The following is an 18,915-nucleotide window of genomic DNA, read 5'->3' on the forward strand; positions in this document are numbered from 1 at the left end:
ATTTGGAACTAAAGAGGTCATATCAGCAAACCCGATCACCCCTTAGTCCAAGGTGAGTCAGCCGATGCTCAACTTTCACCCAACTCGATCTGTCCCTCTCCTTGTTGGAGAGGGAGTTGTTTGCCCCTGCCCATTTGGAATTAAAGAGGTCATATCAGCAAACTCGATCACCCTTTAGTCCAAGGTGAGTCAGCCGATGCTCAACTTTCACCCAACTCGCTCTGTCCCTCTCCTTGTTGGAGAGGGAGTTGTTTGCCCCTGCCCATTTGGAACTAAAGAGGTCATATCAGCAAACTCGATCACCCTTTAGTCCAAGGTGAGTCAGCCGATGCTCATGATGAATCACTGCACTTTCACCCCACTCGATCGGTCCCCTCTCCCTGTGGGAGAGGGCTAGGGTGAGGGGCATCACTCTGCGATAAAGCGCTCAAGACGATGGCGTAGCTGAGCGTTCTCCCTGCGCAGCTGTTCAATCTCATCGAGCAGCGTCAGCGCCACCGCAATGCCGGGCCAATCCAGAGCCAGTTCACGTTGCAGACGCTGAGCGCGATTAAACGCCGCCACCGCCCCATCATCAAACAGCCAATCATCCACCGTCAGATCGCGGGGCTGGATCACTCCCAACCCCACCACCTCGGCCAATTCACTTTCCGTTACGCCAGTATGCAGGCAAAACTCGGTAATGGTGAGGGTTATCTGTAGCTTGGCCATTATGCTTTACTCCATTGCGTACGAGGATCGAAGGCCTGATTCGCCTCGGCCAGTCGTTGCCAGAGTGCGGCGCTGTCTGCATCGGATTTGGCCGGCATGACAATCTTGATCACCGCATACAAATTGCCGGTCTCTTTTTTGCTGACCAGCCCCTTCCCTTTGACGCGTAACCGCTGCCCGGTCTGGCTCCCCGCAGGGATGGTCAACAGGATATTGTCCGCCAGTGTAGGGACAGAAACCTTGGTTCCTAACGCAGCCTCCCAAGGTGCCAAGGGCAGAACGATTTCCAGATCGTGCCCGATCACCTCAAACAACGGATGAGGTGCCAGCTGAATGATCAGGTACAAATCGCCATTGGCTCCGCCAGCCATACCAGGCACGCCTTGGCCTTTCACGCGGATACGCTCCCCGTCTGCCACGCCCGCCGGGATTTTCACGTTCAGCGTTTTAGCGATCTCTTTCTCTGTCTGACCAAATGCGTTGTACACCGGCACCTTATAGCTCAGGGTGCGGGTTTGCTCAGTGAGGGTTTCCTCCAGGAACAGCGCCACGCCGATCTCAACATCCTGCCCACGGGCCGCACGCGGTTGGCCCTGCTGGCGGCCACGCGCACGTTGGCCAAACATCGAGGAGAAGATGTCGGAGAAATCCTCGGCACCACCATACTCTTCACGCCGGGTCTGGCGGCCGAAATTGGGCTCGTTACGATGCAGCCGCATTTGGTCATATTCGGCCCGGCGTTCGCTGTCTTTCAGCACTTCATAGGCTTCTGCGACTTCTTTAAAGCGCGTTTCGGCATCGGGCTCGGTACTGACATCGGGGTGATATTTGCGTGCCAGGCGGCGGTAGGCGGTTTTGATAGCCTTGATATCATCTGAGGGTTTAACCTCTAGAATGGCGTAGTAATCCTTGATTTCCATAATGCTATGGTCTCTTTACTGTGGCCGGAAAAGTGGATAGCGCGTTGATACGTGAGCAAGTTTAGGAGATAAGACTCATTGTAGCGCCATCAAGCAGTTAGTGCAGTATGCGCATCACTTCACGCGGTGATTTAGCGTTTCGAGCTGATTGGTTGCGGAACGTGCGGGAATTGCGGTGCTGACAAAGTGTTGATGACACGGCCCATATCTGAGCCGGTCAACAGGTAGTGAGTGAATTTCGAGTTAACATTGCAGGTTCCGGTTGCTAGCCAGTTTCACGGTTCTTCACCTCCCACGCCTTGCGTGTTATTGACCATCATCACTGGCATTGCCAGAAAAGCGGCGACGCCCACGATCACAAAAAGAGTAATAATCACTGTCATTAACATGCGATCACCCCATCAACGTGGCGTTGTTACGGCTGACTCTCTGTTTTGGTTAATTACATTGCTGGCCTGGACTACTTGGCATTTGCGGTAGCGGGCAATCTCAGATTAGCTGGTTTTTCCGAATGCTGGCAAGCCCTGTATTGAGGCTTTTTTCTGCAGGATGTTGGGTCGGCCCGTCGCTCGGCGGTTGCACGGCTGGACCGACCTCAGTTTATTGCCTCAGAACCAGGGGAATTGGCCCATGACGTTATGATAAAACAGCATACGCCCGACAATCTCCCCCGACACCAATGCCACTCCGGCTATCACGGCCATTGACGGGGCCAAACGTGTGCGCAAGCCAAGCACCGCGAACAGCACACCACCCACCAACATGCTGCCAACCAGCTGCCACCAAAGCATGATCCCTTGAGCGCTGGCCCCGGCAATCTGGTAACGCCCCACCAACGTGGCCAGCAGCAACAGGCAGCCCACCAGCAAACCATAGCGAACCGTGCGCGGAACGGCCAGGCCGCAGCAATTCAAATAGATCCCCAAGGTAGCGAACCCCAGCAGTAACGCGGTACTCAGAAACGCCAATTGGGTCAGTGGCGTATGCCACAGCGGATGGCTGACCATCTGGTAGTAGATTTGTGCCGAGACCAGAATGGCGGCAATCCCCAATACCGAGGTCACCATTCCCAATGTGGTGATCAAGGCCGACTTCTGCGGCCGCAGCCAGCAAACTGCCAACATCAGGAACAGGCTGATATTCACCAGGATAAAGGCGATCACCTCACGGCTTAACCAGGAGTGCGGCAGGCCCAGCACCGCGCGGTAAGCCCCAAACGGGCTCCCCAGGTGCAGCAGTGACAAGCTGGAGCCAACGACTTCCACCAGCCACAATCCCAGAACCAGATATTTCAGTTGCCCAACGGACATCTGGGAGGTTGGTCGCAACCGATAGAGCGTCAAGGCGATAATACCGCCAATGCCCCATTGGCAGAGCACGGTAAAAAACACCAACGGCAGTTCATATTCGTTCATGGTAGCACCCTATTATTTATCCGCTGGAATAATGACCACGTTCGGGCCGCTGATACGGTGATCAGGCATGTGATATCTAGCCTCCAGTACCGCCCAATCCGTTGAGTGGATTTTCCTTAACTCCTCGATATCACCAAACTTCAAGACGCCCGCCGGGCAAGACGCCACGCAACGCGGCGGTAACCCTTCGTCCAAACGCTCGGCACACATATTGCACTTGCTGGTTTTACCTTCCTGCGGATCAAACACTGGGGCGTTGTACGGACAAGCCATAATGCACATGCGGCAGCCGATGCATTTCTCATGATCCTGCACCACAATACCGTCCGGGCGCTTATGGTAAGTATCCGCCGGGCATACCTTCATGCATTGCGGATCGTCACAATGATTGCAGGACATCGAAATAAACCCTTCAGAATTCGGGCCATCGGTTTCATACTCCCGCACCCGCCGCCAAAGCACGCCCGGTGGCGTCTGATTCTCTGACTTACAGGCCATGGAACAGGTTTTACAGCCGTAACAACGTTTAATATCAATCAGAAAGCCATATTGTTTGGTCATGGGTTATCCCTCCGCCCGTACATCAACCAGCGTACTGTTACAGCAATGCCCGGTACCCAACGCCTCTACGGCGTCATTGGTGACATGGCTGCTACTGCCTCCCTGTTGTTCCCACCAGCCGTTATCCAGGGAAACCACTCCTCGCTTGATATGTGTCGTCACCACGGCTATAGCCCGATGCTCCCCTCGCTCATTAAATACGGTGGTCCAATCGCCGTGTTTGATCCGGCGCTGTTGTGCATCCTGCGGATGGATCATCACGTTAGGCTTATTGCGCTGCACCTCAAGGATCCATTCGTTCATGCCGTGGCTTGAGTGAATGCTGCGCGCCAGCTTGCGTTGTACCGCCATCAGCGGGTATTTAGCGGCCAATTCCGGCGAGCCTTGTGGCGATTCATTCACCCGCAGATAAGTAACGACCGGCGAAAATTCTTTCTTCTGCCACTCTTCAATAAAGAAGTGGGCTTTACGGGTCGGCGTGCGGAACACCCCATGTTCAAACGGGATCCAGTCGCCGCTCACCGGCAGCACCGGTCCTTTTTTCAACTGTTCCAGGGTGATACCGGAACCTTGCAGGCACGCATTGATGTAATGCTCAATCGGCTGGTTAAACACGTCGCCAAAGCCAAAACGCTCAGCCAGACGCGCAAAGATCCAATAATCCGGCTTGGCTTCACCCGGTGGCTCGACCGCTTGCTCCATCAGTTGCACATAGTGGCTACGCACGCCCGCCATCAGGCTGACATCTTCAAAAATGGTCGTCACCGGCAGCACCAGATCAGCATACAGCGCGGTAGAACTCATCAGGTTATCGGCCACCACCACGAAGGGAACCTTTTCCAACGCCTTCCTGACCATGTTGGTGTTGGGTAGTTGGGTCATGACCCCCATGGTCATAATCCACCAGAATTTAATTGGGTAAGGCCGGTCATTGACCACCCACTCCCCCACCTTGGCAACCGGGATCGGGGTGATTTTCTTCACCGCAGGCGCTGGTGGAATGATCGGGCTGAATTTTGCCATTTGGCGTGCTCCGCCTGCGTCACAGACCCCCGCCCCTCGCTTGCCGATATTGCCAGTTAGCAGGGCCAGGTAGAATTGGCTGGCGGCCACGTAGGTACCAAATTCGGTGCGCTGAGCGCCTGACATATTTTGCACAATCATCGCCGGAGCGGTGGTGGCATAGTCGCGGGCCAAACGCAAAATGGTGTGGGCGGGAATGTCGGTTTCAGCCGCAACCCGGTCAAGCGTCCATGGTGCAGCCTGCTGATAAACGGTTTCGAATACGGTGCGATAGCCGCTGTCAGCTGGCAGTTGGTGCTGGAACAACGCAGGAGTTATCCCCGCCTTGTCATGCCTTACCAGGCTCTGGCTGGTGCAGTCATAAACCAGATAGCTTTCAGTGTCGTTGGCATCGGCACGCACCAATTGATCTTTGGCATCCACCAGATACACCGCGCCGGTATGCTGACGCAGGAAATCTGCGTCAATATGCTGCTCTTCGATAATGATCTTCATCATCCCGAGCGCTAAAGCCGTATCCGTACCTGGAACAATCGGGATCCATTCGTCCGCTTTGGCGGCGGTCTCGTTAAAACGTGGGTCGATAACCACGATGCGAGCGCCCTGTTCTTGCGCACGTAGATAATTTTTAAAATACGCCTGCATGGTCACCGCCGGGTTGTTACCCCAGCAGATAATCAAACGGCTGTCGGCAATGGTGTCGCGGGTATCGGCATAACGTAGCCCCACCATTGGCATCATCGCCGCCGTCACTGCCGAGCAGCAGAGCGAACCCGCCTGTTTCACCGAACCGCCCAGATAGTCGAAGAACGCCTTGCCCATATCGTTCTTTATCGAGTCCATGTTGCCAGCATGAGTGGACAACAGCAGCCCTTCGTTGCCCTGTTCCTTGATGGTGGTACGGATGTTTTTTTCGATTAAATCCAGTGCCTGTTGCCAGGTAATAGGCTCGAATTTACCCTCACCTTTTTTGCCTACCCGCAGCAGAGGTGTCGTGACTCGCTGCTGATGATAAACCCATTTGGTTCGGCTGATGCCCCGCAGGCAACATTTCACATTAAAACCTTCCGTCGCTTCAATCTTCATCAGTTTTTTCTGATAGACGTAAGCAGTCAGGTTGCAGTGCAGGCACTCCATCGCACAGGTTGAGCGGAAAGTTTGATAGTCCGTCAGTTTAAGGTGGATGTGCCGTAGGGGTTCTTTTTGTTCAGATGTTAAGGAGAAAGCGCAAGGCGAGATTGACGCCAGGCCAATAACGCCAAGTCCTTTTAGCAAAGTACGCCGTTTGAGCCGGAGTGAAGAAAGTTCGTTCATAGTTTTTATCTCGGTAATCACACGCCCTGGTGTTCACTATAAATAAACCGAGTTAACCCATAGTATATTGAAGCAGATCAATCCACCTCAAAATAGTTAGCCCTTGCGCGCTGAAAATGCTGCTGCTGCGGAAGCCAGGATCGGGTTAACTGGGGCATTCACCGCCTTAAACTGGTAAAGTGAGCGGATCGAAGTATTAGCAAGTCAAGGTAAGCAGAATGTCGGAAGTTCAAGGCGTAAATTCGGTCGATATTGCCGTGTCGGTATTAGAGAGTGTCACCGCACTGGGGGGAAACGCCCGCGCTTCGGATATCGCCAAACACAGCGGGCTTTCGAAAAGCCGGCTGCATAAATATCTGGTTTCACTGTGCCGTAGCCAGATGCTGTATCAAGAGCAGGAGACCAGCCGCTACTCGCTTGGCAGCAAACTGTTGGCGCTCGCGGCGGCGGCAGGCAAACAGCAGACGTTGGCGACAATCATCAATAATGCGCTGTGTGAGCTGCGTGATGAGTTGAACTACTCCACCGGCTGGGCGGTGCGACAAGGAAGTAGCATCTTGCTGACGCGCTATAATCGCAGCCATAAAAATATCGATATCGACTACCTCGAAAACACCCTCATCCCTATGAATGCCAGTGCGGCGGGTTATGCCTATCAGGCGTTTGATGGCTCTATTACCCCCCTGCTTGAGGCTAAAGAGCTCGAAAAGATCCGTCTGCAGGGCTATGCGGTACGTTACAATGTTACCGAAGGCATCCCAGGGGCACGCGCGATTGCCTGCCCGATTTTCAGCCAGGATAACGTCCTGTTGGGGATGGCGATCACCATGGGGTTTATTCCAGACGACCCGGAAGAGATTGTTCGTCTGGCTGACCGCCTGATGGCAAAGGTCAAAACGATCCCGCTTTAACCGGCACGAAGGTGACAACCCGGAGCCTGTAAGGTACGCTAAGTGAGCCTGCCGTAAGCTCTGCGCTGCGGTTAAACGACAAAATCAATTGGGTAAAGTTATTGATACAAGAACATCATCTCGCACTAGTCTGCGCACTCAGTAAATGGGTCGAAACCCACCTGGGACGAGTGATCCACCTTGAAGAGTTGGCCGAGTATTCCGGCTATTCACTGTGGCATATGCAGAAGCTGTTCAAAGAAGCGACGGGGATCTCGCTGGGCAAATACATCCGCGAGCGCCGCCTTGCCGGAGCGGTGTACCAGTTGCGTAGCAGCGAGGCTTCCATTTTTGATATCGCCTTGGATTTTGGTTTCGGTTCCCAATCTCACTTCACCTACATGTTCAGAAAGCGTTTCAACATTACGCCCTATGACTTCCGCCAGGATTTGAGTGTCGATCTGCACATCGAGCCTCCGCTGCATATTATTCACCAGAAGATGGCGTGAGACGGCAGCGGGTTGCTTAAGTTATTACAAAAGAAACGGCCCCAGAAAGGAGCCGTTGGCTGAGTATGTCAGCTATGTCAGGATTGTTGATTAGTCATCCAGCGTTACTTTAGTGCTACCGCCACGAGTACAGCAATGCAAACCCAAAACACCGCCGTGGCGATCACAACATGGGATAATCTTGCACGGGAGAGTAATTGACTCATAAACACCTCGCTTACATCGGCAATAGAACTGACAGAGATTTCCGTACAGATTAGTCTTAGCTTAGCAGGGCCTGACTAGTTACGACAGCGTGCTCATTCGGGGTAAATAACAATATTTGATTAACATCACAAACACATTTAAGAAATACATTCAATTTAATAATTTATTGCGACTAAAATATAATTAAAGTGAATTTGTTTAGATAAGTTAACCAATAAAGTCCGCAGACCATGCTGCCTGACTCTCATAAGGAAAGGCCATCAAAAAGTGTGTCGTCTCCCTGCTACACCTGAGCTGTAGTGGCTTTGCCGTGGCAGAAAAAATGCCATCCAACTATCCGTTGTCTATTTAACGGCCCACAACCGACGAATGATTCGCCATAACCTTTATTAGTGGTTTAATCGCAGCTAGTACGTTAAGTCCCAAATAAACCAAGGCATATGGCAAAAATATTTCATCGTCGAATCAAGGATTGCGATAAACGCAGATCCAACTTCAGCCGCCTTTGATGTAACAACTTTTGGCATCGACCTCTTGATCGTTATGCCGCAGATCGGATAAATACGTGATGCCAAACAAGATCGACACGACAAGCAACACTGAGATCAATAAGGCAATGACCGCAATAAGCTTGGTTTCATCATGCGGATTATGTTCCATTTTATCTCCTAAAAACAGTAAGTAACTCCCACCCACTGTGTGATCGTCAACGTAAGAATGATCAATATGCAGCAACCGCCGTCAACGTTGTGCTGACCCGTTGCGCATTGTCCATGGTTTTCCTGGTGTTTTTTTGTCTAATGGGGCGTTCACACCCTCTACTCTCTTATCACCTAGCATAACGCCTTGATGCAAAAAAGGGATAACCCTAGGCTCAAGCAACAGCCCAATTTACGCCAGAGATAGCTAAGATTTTTCTTGCATGCAGACGCTACCAATTTTCTGCAACAGGGTCAAGATTCTGAAGGTTAGTCACCAGCTTGTGGACTGGAAACATTCTTTGGGTTTATCGAATTGCGGGTGGGTAACTTATAGGGGTTAACATATGTATGAACATACGCATTGGTGAGGGATTGCTGCACAGCGCCCCAGATGGGGCGCCGGATTACGCCGTTCTAAGCTCGAGCGTCAATTACCCTGGCTTTCAGCATCATTGCGGGATGCGCAATACCTGGCCCGGATAGATTTTATCTGGATGGCTTAGCATTGGTTTGTTGGCTTCAAAGATCTTGTTGTACAGGTTGGCATTGCCATACATCTCTTTGGCAACGGCACTCAGGATATCGCCCTTCTTGACGGTGTAAAAGCGGCTTTCCGCTTCTGGTTGCGCCACTGCCACATTATCTTCCACGCCGCTGATACCCGCAACGTTACCCACGGCTACCAGAATTTTTTCTTTCAGTTCCTGGCTGATACCGTCCCCGGTGACTACAGCCTTGCCATCAACGACCTGGACATCCACCTTGTCGTATCTGGCAGGCCGCTGTTATCAAGGTGCGCTTTCAGCTTGGCGCTTTGATCCTCAGCGTTAACACTCACCGTATCCCACAGTTTTGCGCCAGCTTCTTTGACGAAGTTAAACAATCCCATATTCGCTCCCGTTAATGATTGGATAGTTAAGAAATTTTAAAACTTGTTAAGCTTAGCAGTACCGAGCGGAACTTCAATCCTCTAAGAGATGATTAAACGCTGCCATAATTCTGAAAATACCGTTTTTGTCTGGTCAATTATTATTTTTTTGTATTAATTAGCTAAATTCAGCCAAATTTTACCTACAATAGGGATTGGAACCTTAATGGGGGGACGCAATAGGTTATGTACGCATTGGTGATGTTCGTTTGCTATCTGGATGGTGGCTGTGCCGACATCGTTGTCGACGTGCTGCGTGATGAGCATCAATGCCTGGTAGCGATGAAAGAACAACGGTTACGTCATGCTGGGTGTTTTCCGATCGAGGACTTTATCGACGGCTTCTGGCTGCCTGCCAGCGAGTACGCTCCTTTCTGATCCCACACGCCAAACTGAAAAAGGCAGAGCTTGCGCCCTGCCTTTTGAACCACGTTCCGACACAGGAATGAGGTTTGAATACGACTTAGAAACGGTAGGTCAAGCTGGCTGCCACGATGTTGTCAGTGTTCAGTTTCAGCTTGTTATCGTCATTCAACTGGTTGATTTTGTAATCAACGTAGGTGTACATGTTTTTGTTGAAGTAGTAAGTCGCGCCGATATCGATATATTTCACCAGATCGACATCGCCGATGTTCTCAATGTCTTTACCCTTGGATTGCAGGTAAGCCAGTGATGGACGCAGGCCATTTTCGAACTGGTATTGCGCGACCACTTCAAAGTTTTGCGTCTTGTTGGCAAAGCCAGCAACGCTGTTAACCGTGATCGGGGTCATGTTGCGGGTTTCAGCATACATGGCCGCCAGATACACCTGGTTGGCGTCATACTTCAGCGCGGTGGTCCAGGCCGTCGCGCTGTCGCCTTTACCGTATTGAACGGCCTTCTGATCTTTCGTACGGTTAGAATCAGAGAAAGCTACCGCAGCGCCAATGCCGCTACCGCCGATGTCCTGATAGTCCACAGACATACCATAGCCGTCACCGTTCTGCTTGTGGATGTTGCTGCGGTCATTCTCGTTCTTACCTTGGTACTGCAAGGCGATATTCAGACCATCGACCAGACCGAAGAAGCTGCGGTTACGGTAGGTAGCCAGACCGGTAGAACGGCCATTCATGAAGTTATCGGTGAAGGTATAGGTATCGCCGCCAAACTCCGGCAGCATATCGGTATAGGATTCGACATCGTAAACCACACCGTAGTTACGGCCATAGTCAAAGGAACCGTACTCGGCGAATTTCAGACCAGCGAAGCCCAGACGAGTTTTGGTGCCTTCGGTACCCGCTGACTCGGCGTGGTTAGCCTGGACGTTGTATTCCCATTGGCCATAACCGGTCAAATCGCTGTTAATCTGCGTTTCGCCTTTAAAACCAAAACGCACATAGGTCGCGTCGCCATCAGCAGATTTGTTATCGCTGAACAAGTGCTTGGCGTTAACACGGCCGTACAGGTCGAGTTTATTGCCATCTTTGTTGTAGATTTCGGCCGCATTGGCCATTGAGGCGGCGGTGGCAAGAACAACCGCCAGGGCTACTACACTGCGTTTCATCATTTATTTTCCTAGATTCTATTAAAAGCTGCCCGTCACGCCCAATTTATGCTTTGGGCTGTGATTTTTATTATTTTGTTTTTTATCTACGCCCCTTAATAAAGCGCCATGTGACATTAGCATCATGAATAAAAACTTAAAATAAAAAAGTTCATGAAATAGCGCGCATAAAGCATGTTTATTTGTAACTAAATATTACACCAAAACACTATTCTAATATAATGATTTAAATAGATATTTAATGCATAAGCCATAACAATCACGTTTAAAAGCACCAAAACAGTGCAACCACGTTTCATTTTGTGTGATTTACCTACGATTCTGAATAACCACAAAATTAGCATGCTAATCAATAGCGTTACTTATTTCACACTTTTTACTTATATCAATCTGATTACCAGGAATGGTGCAAATAATTGTATCTTTACTCTGTTTTTTACTTATTGGGGTAAATCATCGAAAGTAAGGGCACGTAACAGGCAAAATACCCTATCAACTGATTAAATAAATTACGCTATTAATGTTTGAAAGGAAAAACGGCGCCACAGGTCACTGACCTGTGGCGTAATGAACGGGTGAGATTAAAACAGGGTGCTGCGCGGTACTTCTATCAACATCATGCCTGCACGTAACCCCAATGCCACCTTGGGATTGGGAAACAGGACCCACTCCTTTTCATGCTGCACCCGATAACTATCCCCCGGTTGCTCATACAATAAAGTGCCCTGCGGCAGAGCGGTAAAATTGGCAGTCTCATCGCTCAAATGAAGTTTGAAAGATTCACTGCGCTTAATCAGCGACCGATCGACACGGAACACCCGAATCGGAACCTCCTCCCGCAAAGGGAGAGATTGCCCGCAGACCAGCGCCTGCAGTGCTTTATTGATAGCGGAAAACTGCTGCAGATCGTTGCTGCCAAAGGGACGCGCCTTGCCCAATTCAAGGGTACAGCTGGCCGCCTGCGCATGCTCACTGGAAAAGTGGCTGAACGTGCCGCCAGGCGCCTGGTGTATCACCAGTGCATCCAACCCGGCGGCGTCTAGTAACGCCAACATCTCGGGGCTGTAACTCTGTGGTTGATAGGGCAGGATACCAAAACGTGGCAACAGCGATCCGCGGATCGCCGTATGCAGATCGTAATGAAAACGAGTAGCCTGCTCTCCGGCAAAGAAGCTGGTGACTACTTGCTCTAACTGCTGCGCCCGCGCCGTTTCGCCAGAGGGCTCAAACTGCTGATAGCGCCCACCAAACATACGATTCATATCGCTTGCCAGATAACGTTGATTGGTTCGCATCGCTGGTGGATTGCCCAACACCACCAGCAAGCGCACCGCCAATGGCCGCACACCTGAGAAGATTTCGTTCACTAACCGGTCGAGCAGTTCGATCGGGGCCGTTTCATTGCCGTGAATACCGGCTGAAAGCACCACGGCTTGCCGATAGCCTTGCAGTGGAGTGAGCTCCAATAGCCCTTCCCCCAACCACTTCCAGCTCAGTGCAGCGTTTTCACCCTGGGTGGTAGCTGGTGGAGTTCCTGCCAACGTCAGAGCCAATAAATTGTTCACTATTGCCTCCGGTTACTGTTGGAACGGGTAAACATTACCCAGCCCAAGGATAGAAGTCAGAGCATCCAGTGCCGCACGCCCTTCATGCAGCAGTTGCGGGTCTGCCAGATCCTCCTGTACCAAGCGATCGCGGTAATAGCGGTCTACCCAGTCGTTCAGGGTGGCGAAAAGCGTATCGTTCATCATCACCCGTGGGTTCACCGCCCCCAACTCGGCATCGTTCAGCGCCACGCGTAAACGCAGGCAAGCCGGGCCGCCGCCGTTGCGCATACTTTCGCGCAGGTCGAACACCTTGATCTCATCGATTGGCCCACCGCTGGCCACCATCTCCGACAGATAATGCCAAACGCCCGGATGCTGGCGGGACTCTTCCGGCACCACGATCATCATCTTGCCATCGGCTTTGGTCAGGATCTGACTGTTAAACAGGTAGGTCGCCACCGCATCCCCCACGCTGACACGGGAGGTTGGCACTTCTATCGCCACCAGTTCCGTCTCCAGCAAGGCCATCTTACGGCGGATTTGATCCAGCCCTTGCTGCTGTTGCAGGAACGCCTGCTGATGATGGAACAGCACCTGCTGATTGCTGACGGCGATCACGTCGTTATGAAAAACGCCCTGGTCGATCACCGCCGGATTCTGTTGCAGAAATACCGTTTGTTGCTCGTGCAACTGATGCAGACGGGCGATCGCCTCGCTGGCCTCGCGCGTCTGGCGAGCTGGGTAACGCGTGGGGGCACTTTCCCCGCCAAACTCCTGCTTGCCATACACAAAGACCTGCACCCCGCGTTTGGCATAGTCGCCCCCGAGGCGGTTATGGTTGGCAGCGCCCTCATCTCCAAACAGTGCTACCTGCGGTAAGGCATCGTGGTGAGCAAAGTATTGCTCATCATTGAAGATGGCACGCAGCACGCTGGAGGTGGTTTCGGCCTCAATCGCACGATGGAATTTGTTATTCAGATTGGCGGCGGTGAAATGCACTTTCCCATCCTGACTGTCTGGCGAAGGCGAAACCGTCGCGGCATTGGCCGTCCACATGGATGAGGCCGAACTAAGCGCCGAGAGCAGGCGCGGTGAGGTTCGCATCGCCTGGGCCAGCACGCTCTCGTCACTACCGCTGAAGCCCAATTTGCGCAGCGTGGGGAGATGAGGCCGTTCCTGCGGTGGCAACACGCCCTGCTGGAAACCCATATCCGCCAGCGCTTTCATTTTCAGCAGCCCCTGCTTTGCCGCCAGCTTGGGGTTCGACACGCTGTTGCGGTGCTGCGTCGAAGCCTCATTGCCAAACGACAGCCCGGCATAGTGGTGTGTCAAGCCAACCAACCCATCGAAATTGACTTCATATCCGGACATTTTTCTCTCCTATAAACTGCCGAACGCTCAGTTAAATATCAGGCCCGGTGACAGGCTGGTGGGTAGCGTCAGGCTGGCACTTTCCAGCGACGCCATCGGCCAGGCGCAGTAATCTGCCGCATAGAACGCACTTGGCCGATGGTTGCCGGATGCCCCCACACCACCGAAAGGTGCTGCGCTAGAAGCCCCGGTCAGCTGCTTGTTCCAGTTGACAATACCGGCTCGCGCCTCCAGCAGCAGCCGTTCGAACTGCTCCCGCTGCGGGGACACCAGCCCGACAGACAGGCCATAGCGCGTGTTATTAGCCATGCGCAACGCCTGGTCGAAATGGTCGTAACGAATGATCGTAGTCAGTGGGCCAAAATATTCTTCGTCTGGCACGTCCTCCACGCCGGTCACATCGATAATCCCAGGGCTTAATAACGCACTACCGCTCTCCAGCGATTTCATGGTCAACAAGGCTTTGCCACCCAATGCCAACAGATGGTGCTGAGCTGCCAGCATGTTCTCTGCCGCAGAGGAGGAAATCACCCCGCCCATAAACGGCTGAGGTTCAGCATCCCAACGGCCAATGCGCAGTGTAGATGCCACCTGAACCAGGCGTGTAATAAAGGCATCACCCTGCGGCCCATTTTTCACCAAGATGCGGCGAGCACAGGTACAGCGCTGCCCGGCAGAAATAAACGCCGATTGAATGGCCAGATTCACCGCCGCGTCACAATCTTCAACCTGTTCGACGATCAGCGCATTGTTGCCACCCATCTCCAACGCCAGGATCTTTTCTGGCTGACCGGCCAACTGGCGATGCAGGTGATAACCGGTGCCTGCGCTGCCGGTAAACAGCAGCCCATCAATATCAGCACAGCTTGCCAAGGCCTCACCGGTTTCACGCCCACCCTGTACCAGATTGATCACCCCGTCCGGAAGCCCCGCCTGCAGCCATAGCTGTAACGTCACCTCCGCCGTTAACGGCGTCAATTCGCTAGGTTTGAACACCACGCAGTTGCCCGCCAACAGCGCCGGAACGATATGCCCATTCGGTAAGTGACCAGGGAAGTTATACGGGCCAAACACCGCCAATACGCCGTGCGGCCGATGCCGTAACACCGAGGCTCCGTCGGCCATCGCGGTTTCCGTCACCCCAGTTCGTGCCTGATAGGCCTGTAATGAAATGCCCACCTTGCCAATCATCGCCTGGACTTCGGTCAAGGTTTCCCAGCGGGGTTTGCTGGTTTCACGGCTGATGGTCTCGGCCAGATGCAGTTTATGCTCTTCCAGTAACGCCGCGAAGCGTTTTACCAACTGTTCGCGCTGCGCAAATGGCGTGCGAGCCCAGGCAGGAAAAGCCTCGCGTGCAGCTGCGCAGGCCGCAGCCACGTCGTCAATATTGGCCGCATTGGCTTGCCATAGCGGTAGGTTATCCAACGGATCGGTTTTGCTGAACTCAGCGCCTCGGCCAGCCAGCCAGACGCCATTAATTAACAATGCAGGATGCGACATTACACTTTCTCCTGAGCGATAAGCTTGATGACCCGTACCGGGCTCCCCTGCTCGACGCCCAGCGCCGCTGCCGTTTCGGCGTTGATACGCAGGCGATCATCATGCAGTTGGGCATGCACCAACAGGGCGCGATAATTCTGATAGTTGTCGTTGGCCACCAGGTAGGCTGGGGCTTCGTTGAATACCTGTGCCTCATCCAGCACCACCTTCACCAGTTTGCTGCGCTTGACCGCGCGGATCTCGTCGATCTCGGCTTCCAGCGTCGGGCCCCCGTCAAAGATATCGACGTAGCCCTGATAGCGCAGCCCTTCGGCTTCCAGCAGCTTGCGCGCTGGTGCGGTTTGCGGGTGAACCTCGCCGATCACCTTCTGCGCATCTTCGGCCAGAAAGTCGACATACAGCGGGTGTTTTGGCATCAGTTCGGCGATAAACGCCTTTTGCCCGGTGCCGCTGAGGTAGTCCGCCTTGGCGAACTCGATAGAAAAGAAGTGGCGGCCAACGCTTTCCCAGAAGGGGGAACGGCCATTTTCATCGGAATAACCGCGCATCTCCGCTATCACTTTGCGGGAGAATTGATTGCGAAATGCGGCCATAAACAGGAAGCGAACCTTTGACAGCAGCTTGCCATTCTCACCATGCCGATAGTCCGGATCGAGAAACAGCGTACAGAGTTCCGAATGACCGGTATGATCGTTGCTTAAAAACAGCGTTGGCACCGATTTATAGACATTAAGCTGCTTTGAGGCATGCACCTGGGTACCGACGCGGAAGCTGTACCAGGGTTCGGTCAGCCCAACCGCGACTTCGATCGCACTGACGCCAACGACCTGTTGCCGTTCGGTATCCTCCATCACAAACAGATAGCAGCGATCGCTTTGGGGAAGTTCGCCTTGCCAGGTTTTTAACGCCCGCTCAATACGTGCCGACAGCGTCTCTTCATTCTGCGGCAAAGAGGTGAGGCCAATACCGGATTTACCGGCGAGCGTCAGCAGGTCAGCCAGGTCACGACGCTCTATGGGGCGGATAATCATCATAATGCGAACCTCGGAAGTCATCGGCTGCGCACCGGGCGCAGCCGCCTTGATTAGCTGCAAATCCGCGCCACAGCACGCGCGAATCGCGCCAGCCCCTCTTTCACATCCTGTTCCGGGATGATCAGCGAAGGCGTAAAGCGCACCACGTCCGGACCCGCGATCAGGGCTATCACCCCTTCCTCGTTAGCCAGTTGGGTGATCTGCTTGGCTCTACCGGCATATTCCGGGTTCAGAGCGCAACCAATTAACAGACCCGCCCCGCGGATTTCGCTAAAGATCGGATACTGTAGGTTGATTTCCGTCAGCCCGGCGATAAACCATTCGAGACGCTGCTTCACCCCATCGAGCACCTCCGGTGTGTTAATCAGCGAGAACACCACCCCAGCCACTGCCGCTGCCAGCGGATTGCCGCCGTAGGTAGTACCATGAGTGCCGACGCCCAGCGTTTTTGCCAGTTTGTCGGTGGTGATCATCGCACCGATCGGGAAACCGCCGCCCAACGCCTTGGCGGTGGTCAACACGTCCGGTACCACCCCGTAATTCATATAGGCATACAGCGAGCCAGTTCGGCCCACGCCGGTTTGCACCTCATCAAAGATCAGCAGTGCGCCGTGGCGATCGCACAGTTCACGCAACCCTTGCAGGAATTGCGGTTGCGCCGTTACCACACCGCCCTCGCCCTGAATCGGCTCAACGATCACCGCGCAGGTACGGTCGTTAATCACCTGAGCAGCGGCGGCCAGATCGTTAAACGGCGTGTGGGTAATACCGCCAGGCAGTGGCGCAAAATCCTGTGAGTATTTTGGTTGGCCCCCGGCAGAAACGGTAAACAGGGTGCGACCATGAAACGCGTTATTGAACGCGACGATGTGGTTCTTTTCTCTGTTACCACTATCCAGTGCATATTTTCGCGCTAGCTTCAGCGCGGCCTCGTTGGCTTCCGCACCGGAGTTGCAGAAAAATACCTTGTCGGCAAAGGTGGCATCAATCAGCTGTTTGGCCAGGCGCAACACCGGCTCGTTGGTATAACCGTTGCCCAGATGCCAAAGCTTGCCGGCCTGTTCGACCAGCGCGGCCAACACCTGCGGATGGGCGTGGCCCAGGGCGTTGACGGCAATGCCTCCGGCGAAATCAATATAGGATTTCCCCTGCTGATCCCAAACCTGTGAGCCTTCTCCCCGCACCAAAATAAAGTCCGCAGGGGCATAAACCGGGATCATCCAGTCGTCGAAAGACTGGCGGGTAACTGCGATTGGCTGTTCCATAATGACCTCATAACGTCAGCAAAGGCTGAATTTTGGCGGTAAGGACCGCTCTGGTGGCGCAAGGCCGGCGAAAAAGCAAATTAACCCTATTATCCGGTGTCTTTTCTGGCCGACGATAATGCTGCTCAGCGCCGCCTATTCAGATACAAACCTGTTACATAAAATCGGTTATTCACTATTAATGCCGCATTTAGCGCCCCGTAGCGGGGAATAAATGTTAACGAGTAGTTAAAATACAGCCCATTTGATAAATAGTGTAGAGCAGCTATCGTGCCAGAACGGGGTTTTTGACGGATTTACCAATTTTTTTCGTTAAAACAAGGAGTTATAATGCATAAATATTCAATAATTATGCATTTGTAATGATTAATGGCAAAAATAGGGCCTAAAATCATCAGCGATGGAGAAATCCTATTCAATCGCAAAATTCTTCCGTTTTTCTGATCCTGCTCGCAAAAATAATTGCGTGAGATGGCGGGATCGGGGCCCTTTTGCACCGCAATTGTGCAATGCGCCCTCATTTAGCGCAGCAAAATGCCCCTCACCCTAACCCTCTCCCACAGGGAGAGGGGACAGTCCGTGCCACAATTTATCTGGGTGTTCGTCCTTTTGTTGGGGGCCGATCGAGTGGATTTGAAACTGTGGTGATTCACCTTTGCATGAGGAGATGAGTTTGCTGAGAGGACCACTTTACTTCCAAATGAACAGGGGCTATCAGATCCCTCTCCCTATGGGTGTACAGACCGGGGACAGTCCGTGCCACAATTTATCTGGGTGTTCGTCCTTTTGTTGGGGGCCGATCGAGTGGATTTGAAACTGTGGTGATTCACCTTTGCATGAGGAGATGCGTTTGCTGAGAGGACCACTTTACTTCCAAATGAGCAGGAGCTATCAGCTCCCTCTCCCTATGGGTGTACAGACCGGGGACAGTCCGTGCCACAATTTATCTGGGTGTTCGTCCTTTTGTTGGGGGCCGATCGAGTGGATTTGAAACTGTGGTGATTCACCTTTGCATGAGGAGATGCGTTTGCTGAGAGGAGCACTTTACTTCCAAATGAGCAGGAGCTATCAGCTCCCTCTCCCTATGGGCGTACAGACCGGGGACAGTCCGTGCCACAATTTATCTGGGTGTTCGTCCTTTTGTTGGGGGGCCGATCGAGTGGATTTGAAACTGTGGTGATTCACCTTTGCCTGAGAGATGAGTTTGCTGAGAGGACCACTTTACTTCCAAATGAGCAGGAGCTATCAGCTCCCTCTCCCTATGGGAGAGGGTTGGGGTGAGGGCACACCCCCAGTCTTTGACTACACTGATAAGTTACCCCGTACTCAATGTTCCTCCTCAACCTTAAGTGTTAGCGCCGATGTAAAAATGACCCACATGCCAATGTAAAATGGACCCACCATGGGTAAAACTGGCAGTTTTAAGCGAGCTGCCGATGCTAACATTGGAGTTAAGAGTGGAGATTGCTGTTCTTC

The 18,915-nt window shown here is 52.8% G+C and carries 15 protein-coding genes and 1 pseudogene; 3 read left to right on the forward strand and 13 right to left on the reverse strand.

All coding sequences use genetic code 11. The features are described from left to right. Positions 1-408 precede the first annotated feature (408 nt). The 5 genes from cbpM to ACMV5H_RS21815 all read right to left on the reverse strand — a co-directional run bounded on the left by cbpM (position 409) and on the right by ACMV5H_RS21815 (position 5,944). Positions 409-711: a chaperone modulator CbpM gene (gene cbpM, locus ACMV5H_RS21795; RefSeq protein WP_021181020.1), complete on the reverse strand. Its 303-nt coding sequence runs from the start codon at positions 709-711 to the stop codon at positions 409-411. Beyond that, the gene (gene cbpA, locus ACMV5H_RS21800; RefSeq protein ID WP_115158068.1) at positions 711-1,631 is read right to left on the reverse strand and encodes a curved DNA-binding protein; all 921 of its coding nucleotides are present in this window, start codon (positions 1,629-1,631) and stop codon (positions 711-713) included. The genes cbpM and cbpA overlap by 1 nt, the downstream gene beginning before the upstream one ends. Positions 1,632-2,239: 608 nt before the next feature. Next, positions 2,240-3,046: a dimethyl sulfoxide reductase anchor subunit family protein gene (locus ACMV5H_RS21805; protein ID WP_115158069.1), complete on the reverse strand. Its 807-nt coding sequence runs from the start codon at positions 3,044-3,046 to the stop codon at positions 2,240-2,242. Positions 3,047-3,058: 12 nt separating this feature from the next. Beyond that, positions 3,059-3,607 (reverse strand): 4Fe-4S dicluster domain-containing protein, encoded by a 549-nt coding sequence (locus ACMV5H_RS21810; RefSeq protein WP_024486412.1) that lies wholly within the window; start codon positions 3,605-3,607, stop codon positions 3,059-3,061. 3 nt (positions 3,608-3,610) lie between these two features. Next, positions 3,611-5,944, reverse strand: a complete 2,334-nt coding sequence (locus ACMV5H_RS21815; protein ID WP_218519219.1) for a molybdopterin-dependent oxidoreductase — start codon at positions 5,942-5,944, stop codon at positions 3,611-3,613. Between the two features lie 218 nt (positions 5,945-6,162). Between ACMV5H_RS21815 and ACMV5H_RS21820 the strand changes: the two genes are divergently transcribed. Further along, the gene (locus ACMV5H_RS21820; protein WP_021805653.1) at positions 6,163-6,855 is read left to right on the forward strand and encodes an IclR family transcriptional regulator; all 693 of its coding nucleotides are present in this window, start codon (positions 6,163-6,165) and stop codon (positions 6,853-6,855) included. A gap of 101 nt (positions 6,856-6,956) precedes the next feature. Next, positions 6,957-7,343: a helix-turn-helix domain-containing protein gene (locus ACMV5H_RS21825; protein WP_024486415.1), complete on the forward strand. Its 387-nt coding sequence runs from the start codon at positions 6,957-6,959 to the stop codon at positions 7,341-7,343. Between the two features lie 702 nt (positions 7,344-8,045). On the opposite strand, the gene ACMV5H_RS21830 is transcribed toward ACMV5H_RS21825, so the two are convergent. Next, a complete protein-coding gene (locus ACMV5H_RS21830) occupies positions 8,046-8,210 on the reverse strand; it encodes a hypothetical protein (RefSeq protein WP_021805654.1) in 165 nt (54 codons plus the stop codon). Positions 8,211-8,700: 490 nt separating this feature from the next. Beyond that, a pseudogene (lysM, locus tag ACMV5H_RS21835) lies at positions 8,701-9,140 on the reverse strand (peptidoglycan-binding protein LysM). 225 nt (positions 9,141-9,365) lie between these two features. Here lysM and ACMV5H_RS21840 point away from each other — a divergent pair. Then, on the forward strand, positions 9,366-9,557 hold the full coding sequence (locus ACMV5H_RS21840; RefSeq protein ID WP_021181014.1) for a YebW family protein: 192 nt from the start codon (positions 9,366-9,368) through the stop codon (positions 9,555-9,557). Between the two features lie 85 nt (positions 9,558-9,642). Here ACMV5H_RS21840 and ompC read toward each other — a convergent pair whose 3' ends face one another. From ompC to ACMV5H_RS21870, 6 genes are all read right to left on the reverse strand, one after another. Further along, on the reverse strand, positions 9,643-10,725 hold the full coding sequence (ompC, locus tag ACMV5H_RS21845) for a porin OmpC (protein ID WP_021805655.1): 1,083 nt from the start codon (positions 10,723-10,725) through the stop codon (positions 9,643-9,645). A gap of 578 nt (positions 10,726-11,303) precedes the next feature. Beyond that, positions 11,304-12,287 (reverse strand): succinylglutamate desuccinylase, encoded by a 984-nt coding sequence (gene astE, locus ACMV5H_RS21850; protein ID WP_209523955.1) that lies wholly within the window; start codon positions 12,285-12,287, stop codon positions 11,304-11,306. Positions 12,288-12,299: 12 nt separating this feature from the next. Further along, the gene (gene astB, locus ACMV5H_RS21855) at positions 12,300-13,640 is read right to left on the reverse strand and encodes an N-succinylarginine dihydrolase (protein ID WP_115158072.1); all 1,341 of its coding nucleotides are present in this window, start codon (positions 13,638-13,640) and stop codon (positions 12,300-12,302) included. 27 nt (positions 13,641-13,667) lie between these two features. Beyond that, positions 13,668-15,140, reverse strand: a complete 1,473-nt coding sequence (gene astD, locus ACMV5H_RS21860) for a succinylglutamate-semialdehyde dehydrogenase (RefSeq protein ID WP_414822461.1) — start codon at positions 15,138-15,140, stop codon at positions 13,668-13,670. After that, positions 15,140-16,174, reverse strand: a complete 1,035-nt coding sequence (gene astA, locus ACMV5H_RS21865; RefSeq protein WP_021805657.1) for an arginine N-succinyltransferase — start codon at positions 16,172-16,174, stop codon at positions 15,140-15,142. Before astA ends, astD begins: the two co-directional genes overlap by 1 nt. Before the next feature lie 50 nt (positions 16,175-16,224). Continuing rightward, on the reverse strand, positions 16,225-17,439 hold the full coding sequence (locus ACMV5H_RS21870) for an aspartate aminotransferase family protein (protein ID WP_414822462.1): 1,215 nt from the start codon (positions 17,437-17,439) through the stop codon (positions 16,225-16,227). Between the last annotated feature and the right edge of the window lie 1,476 nt (positions 17,440-18,915).

Source organism: Serratia sp. N21D137 (genome assembly GCF_047530005.1).
Classification (GTDB): domain Bacteria; phylum Pseudomonadota; class Gammaproteobacteria; order Enterobacterales; family Enterobacteriaceae; genus Chania; species Chania fonticola_B.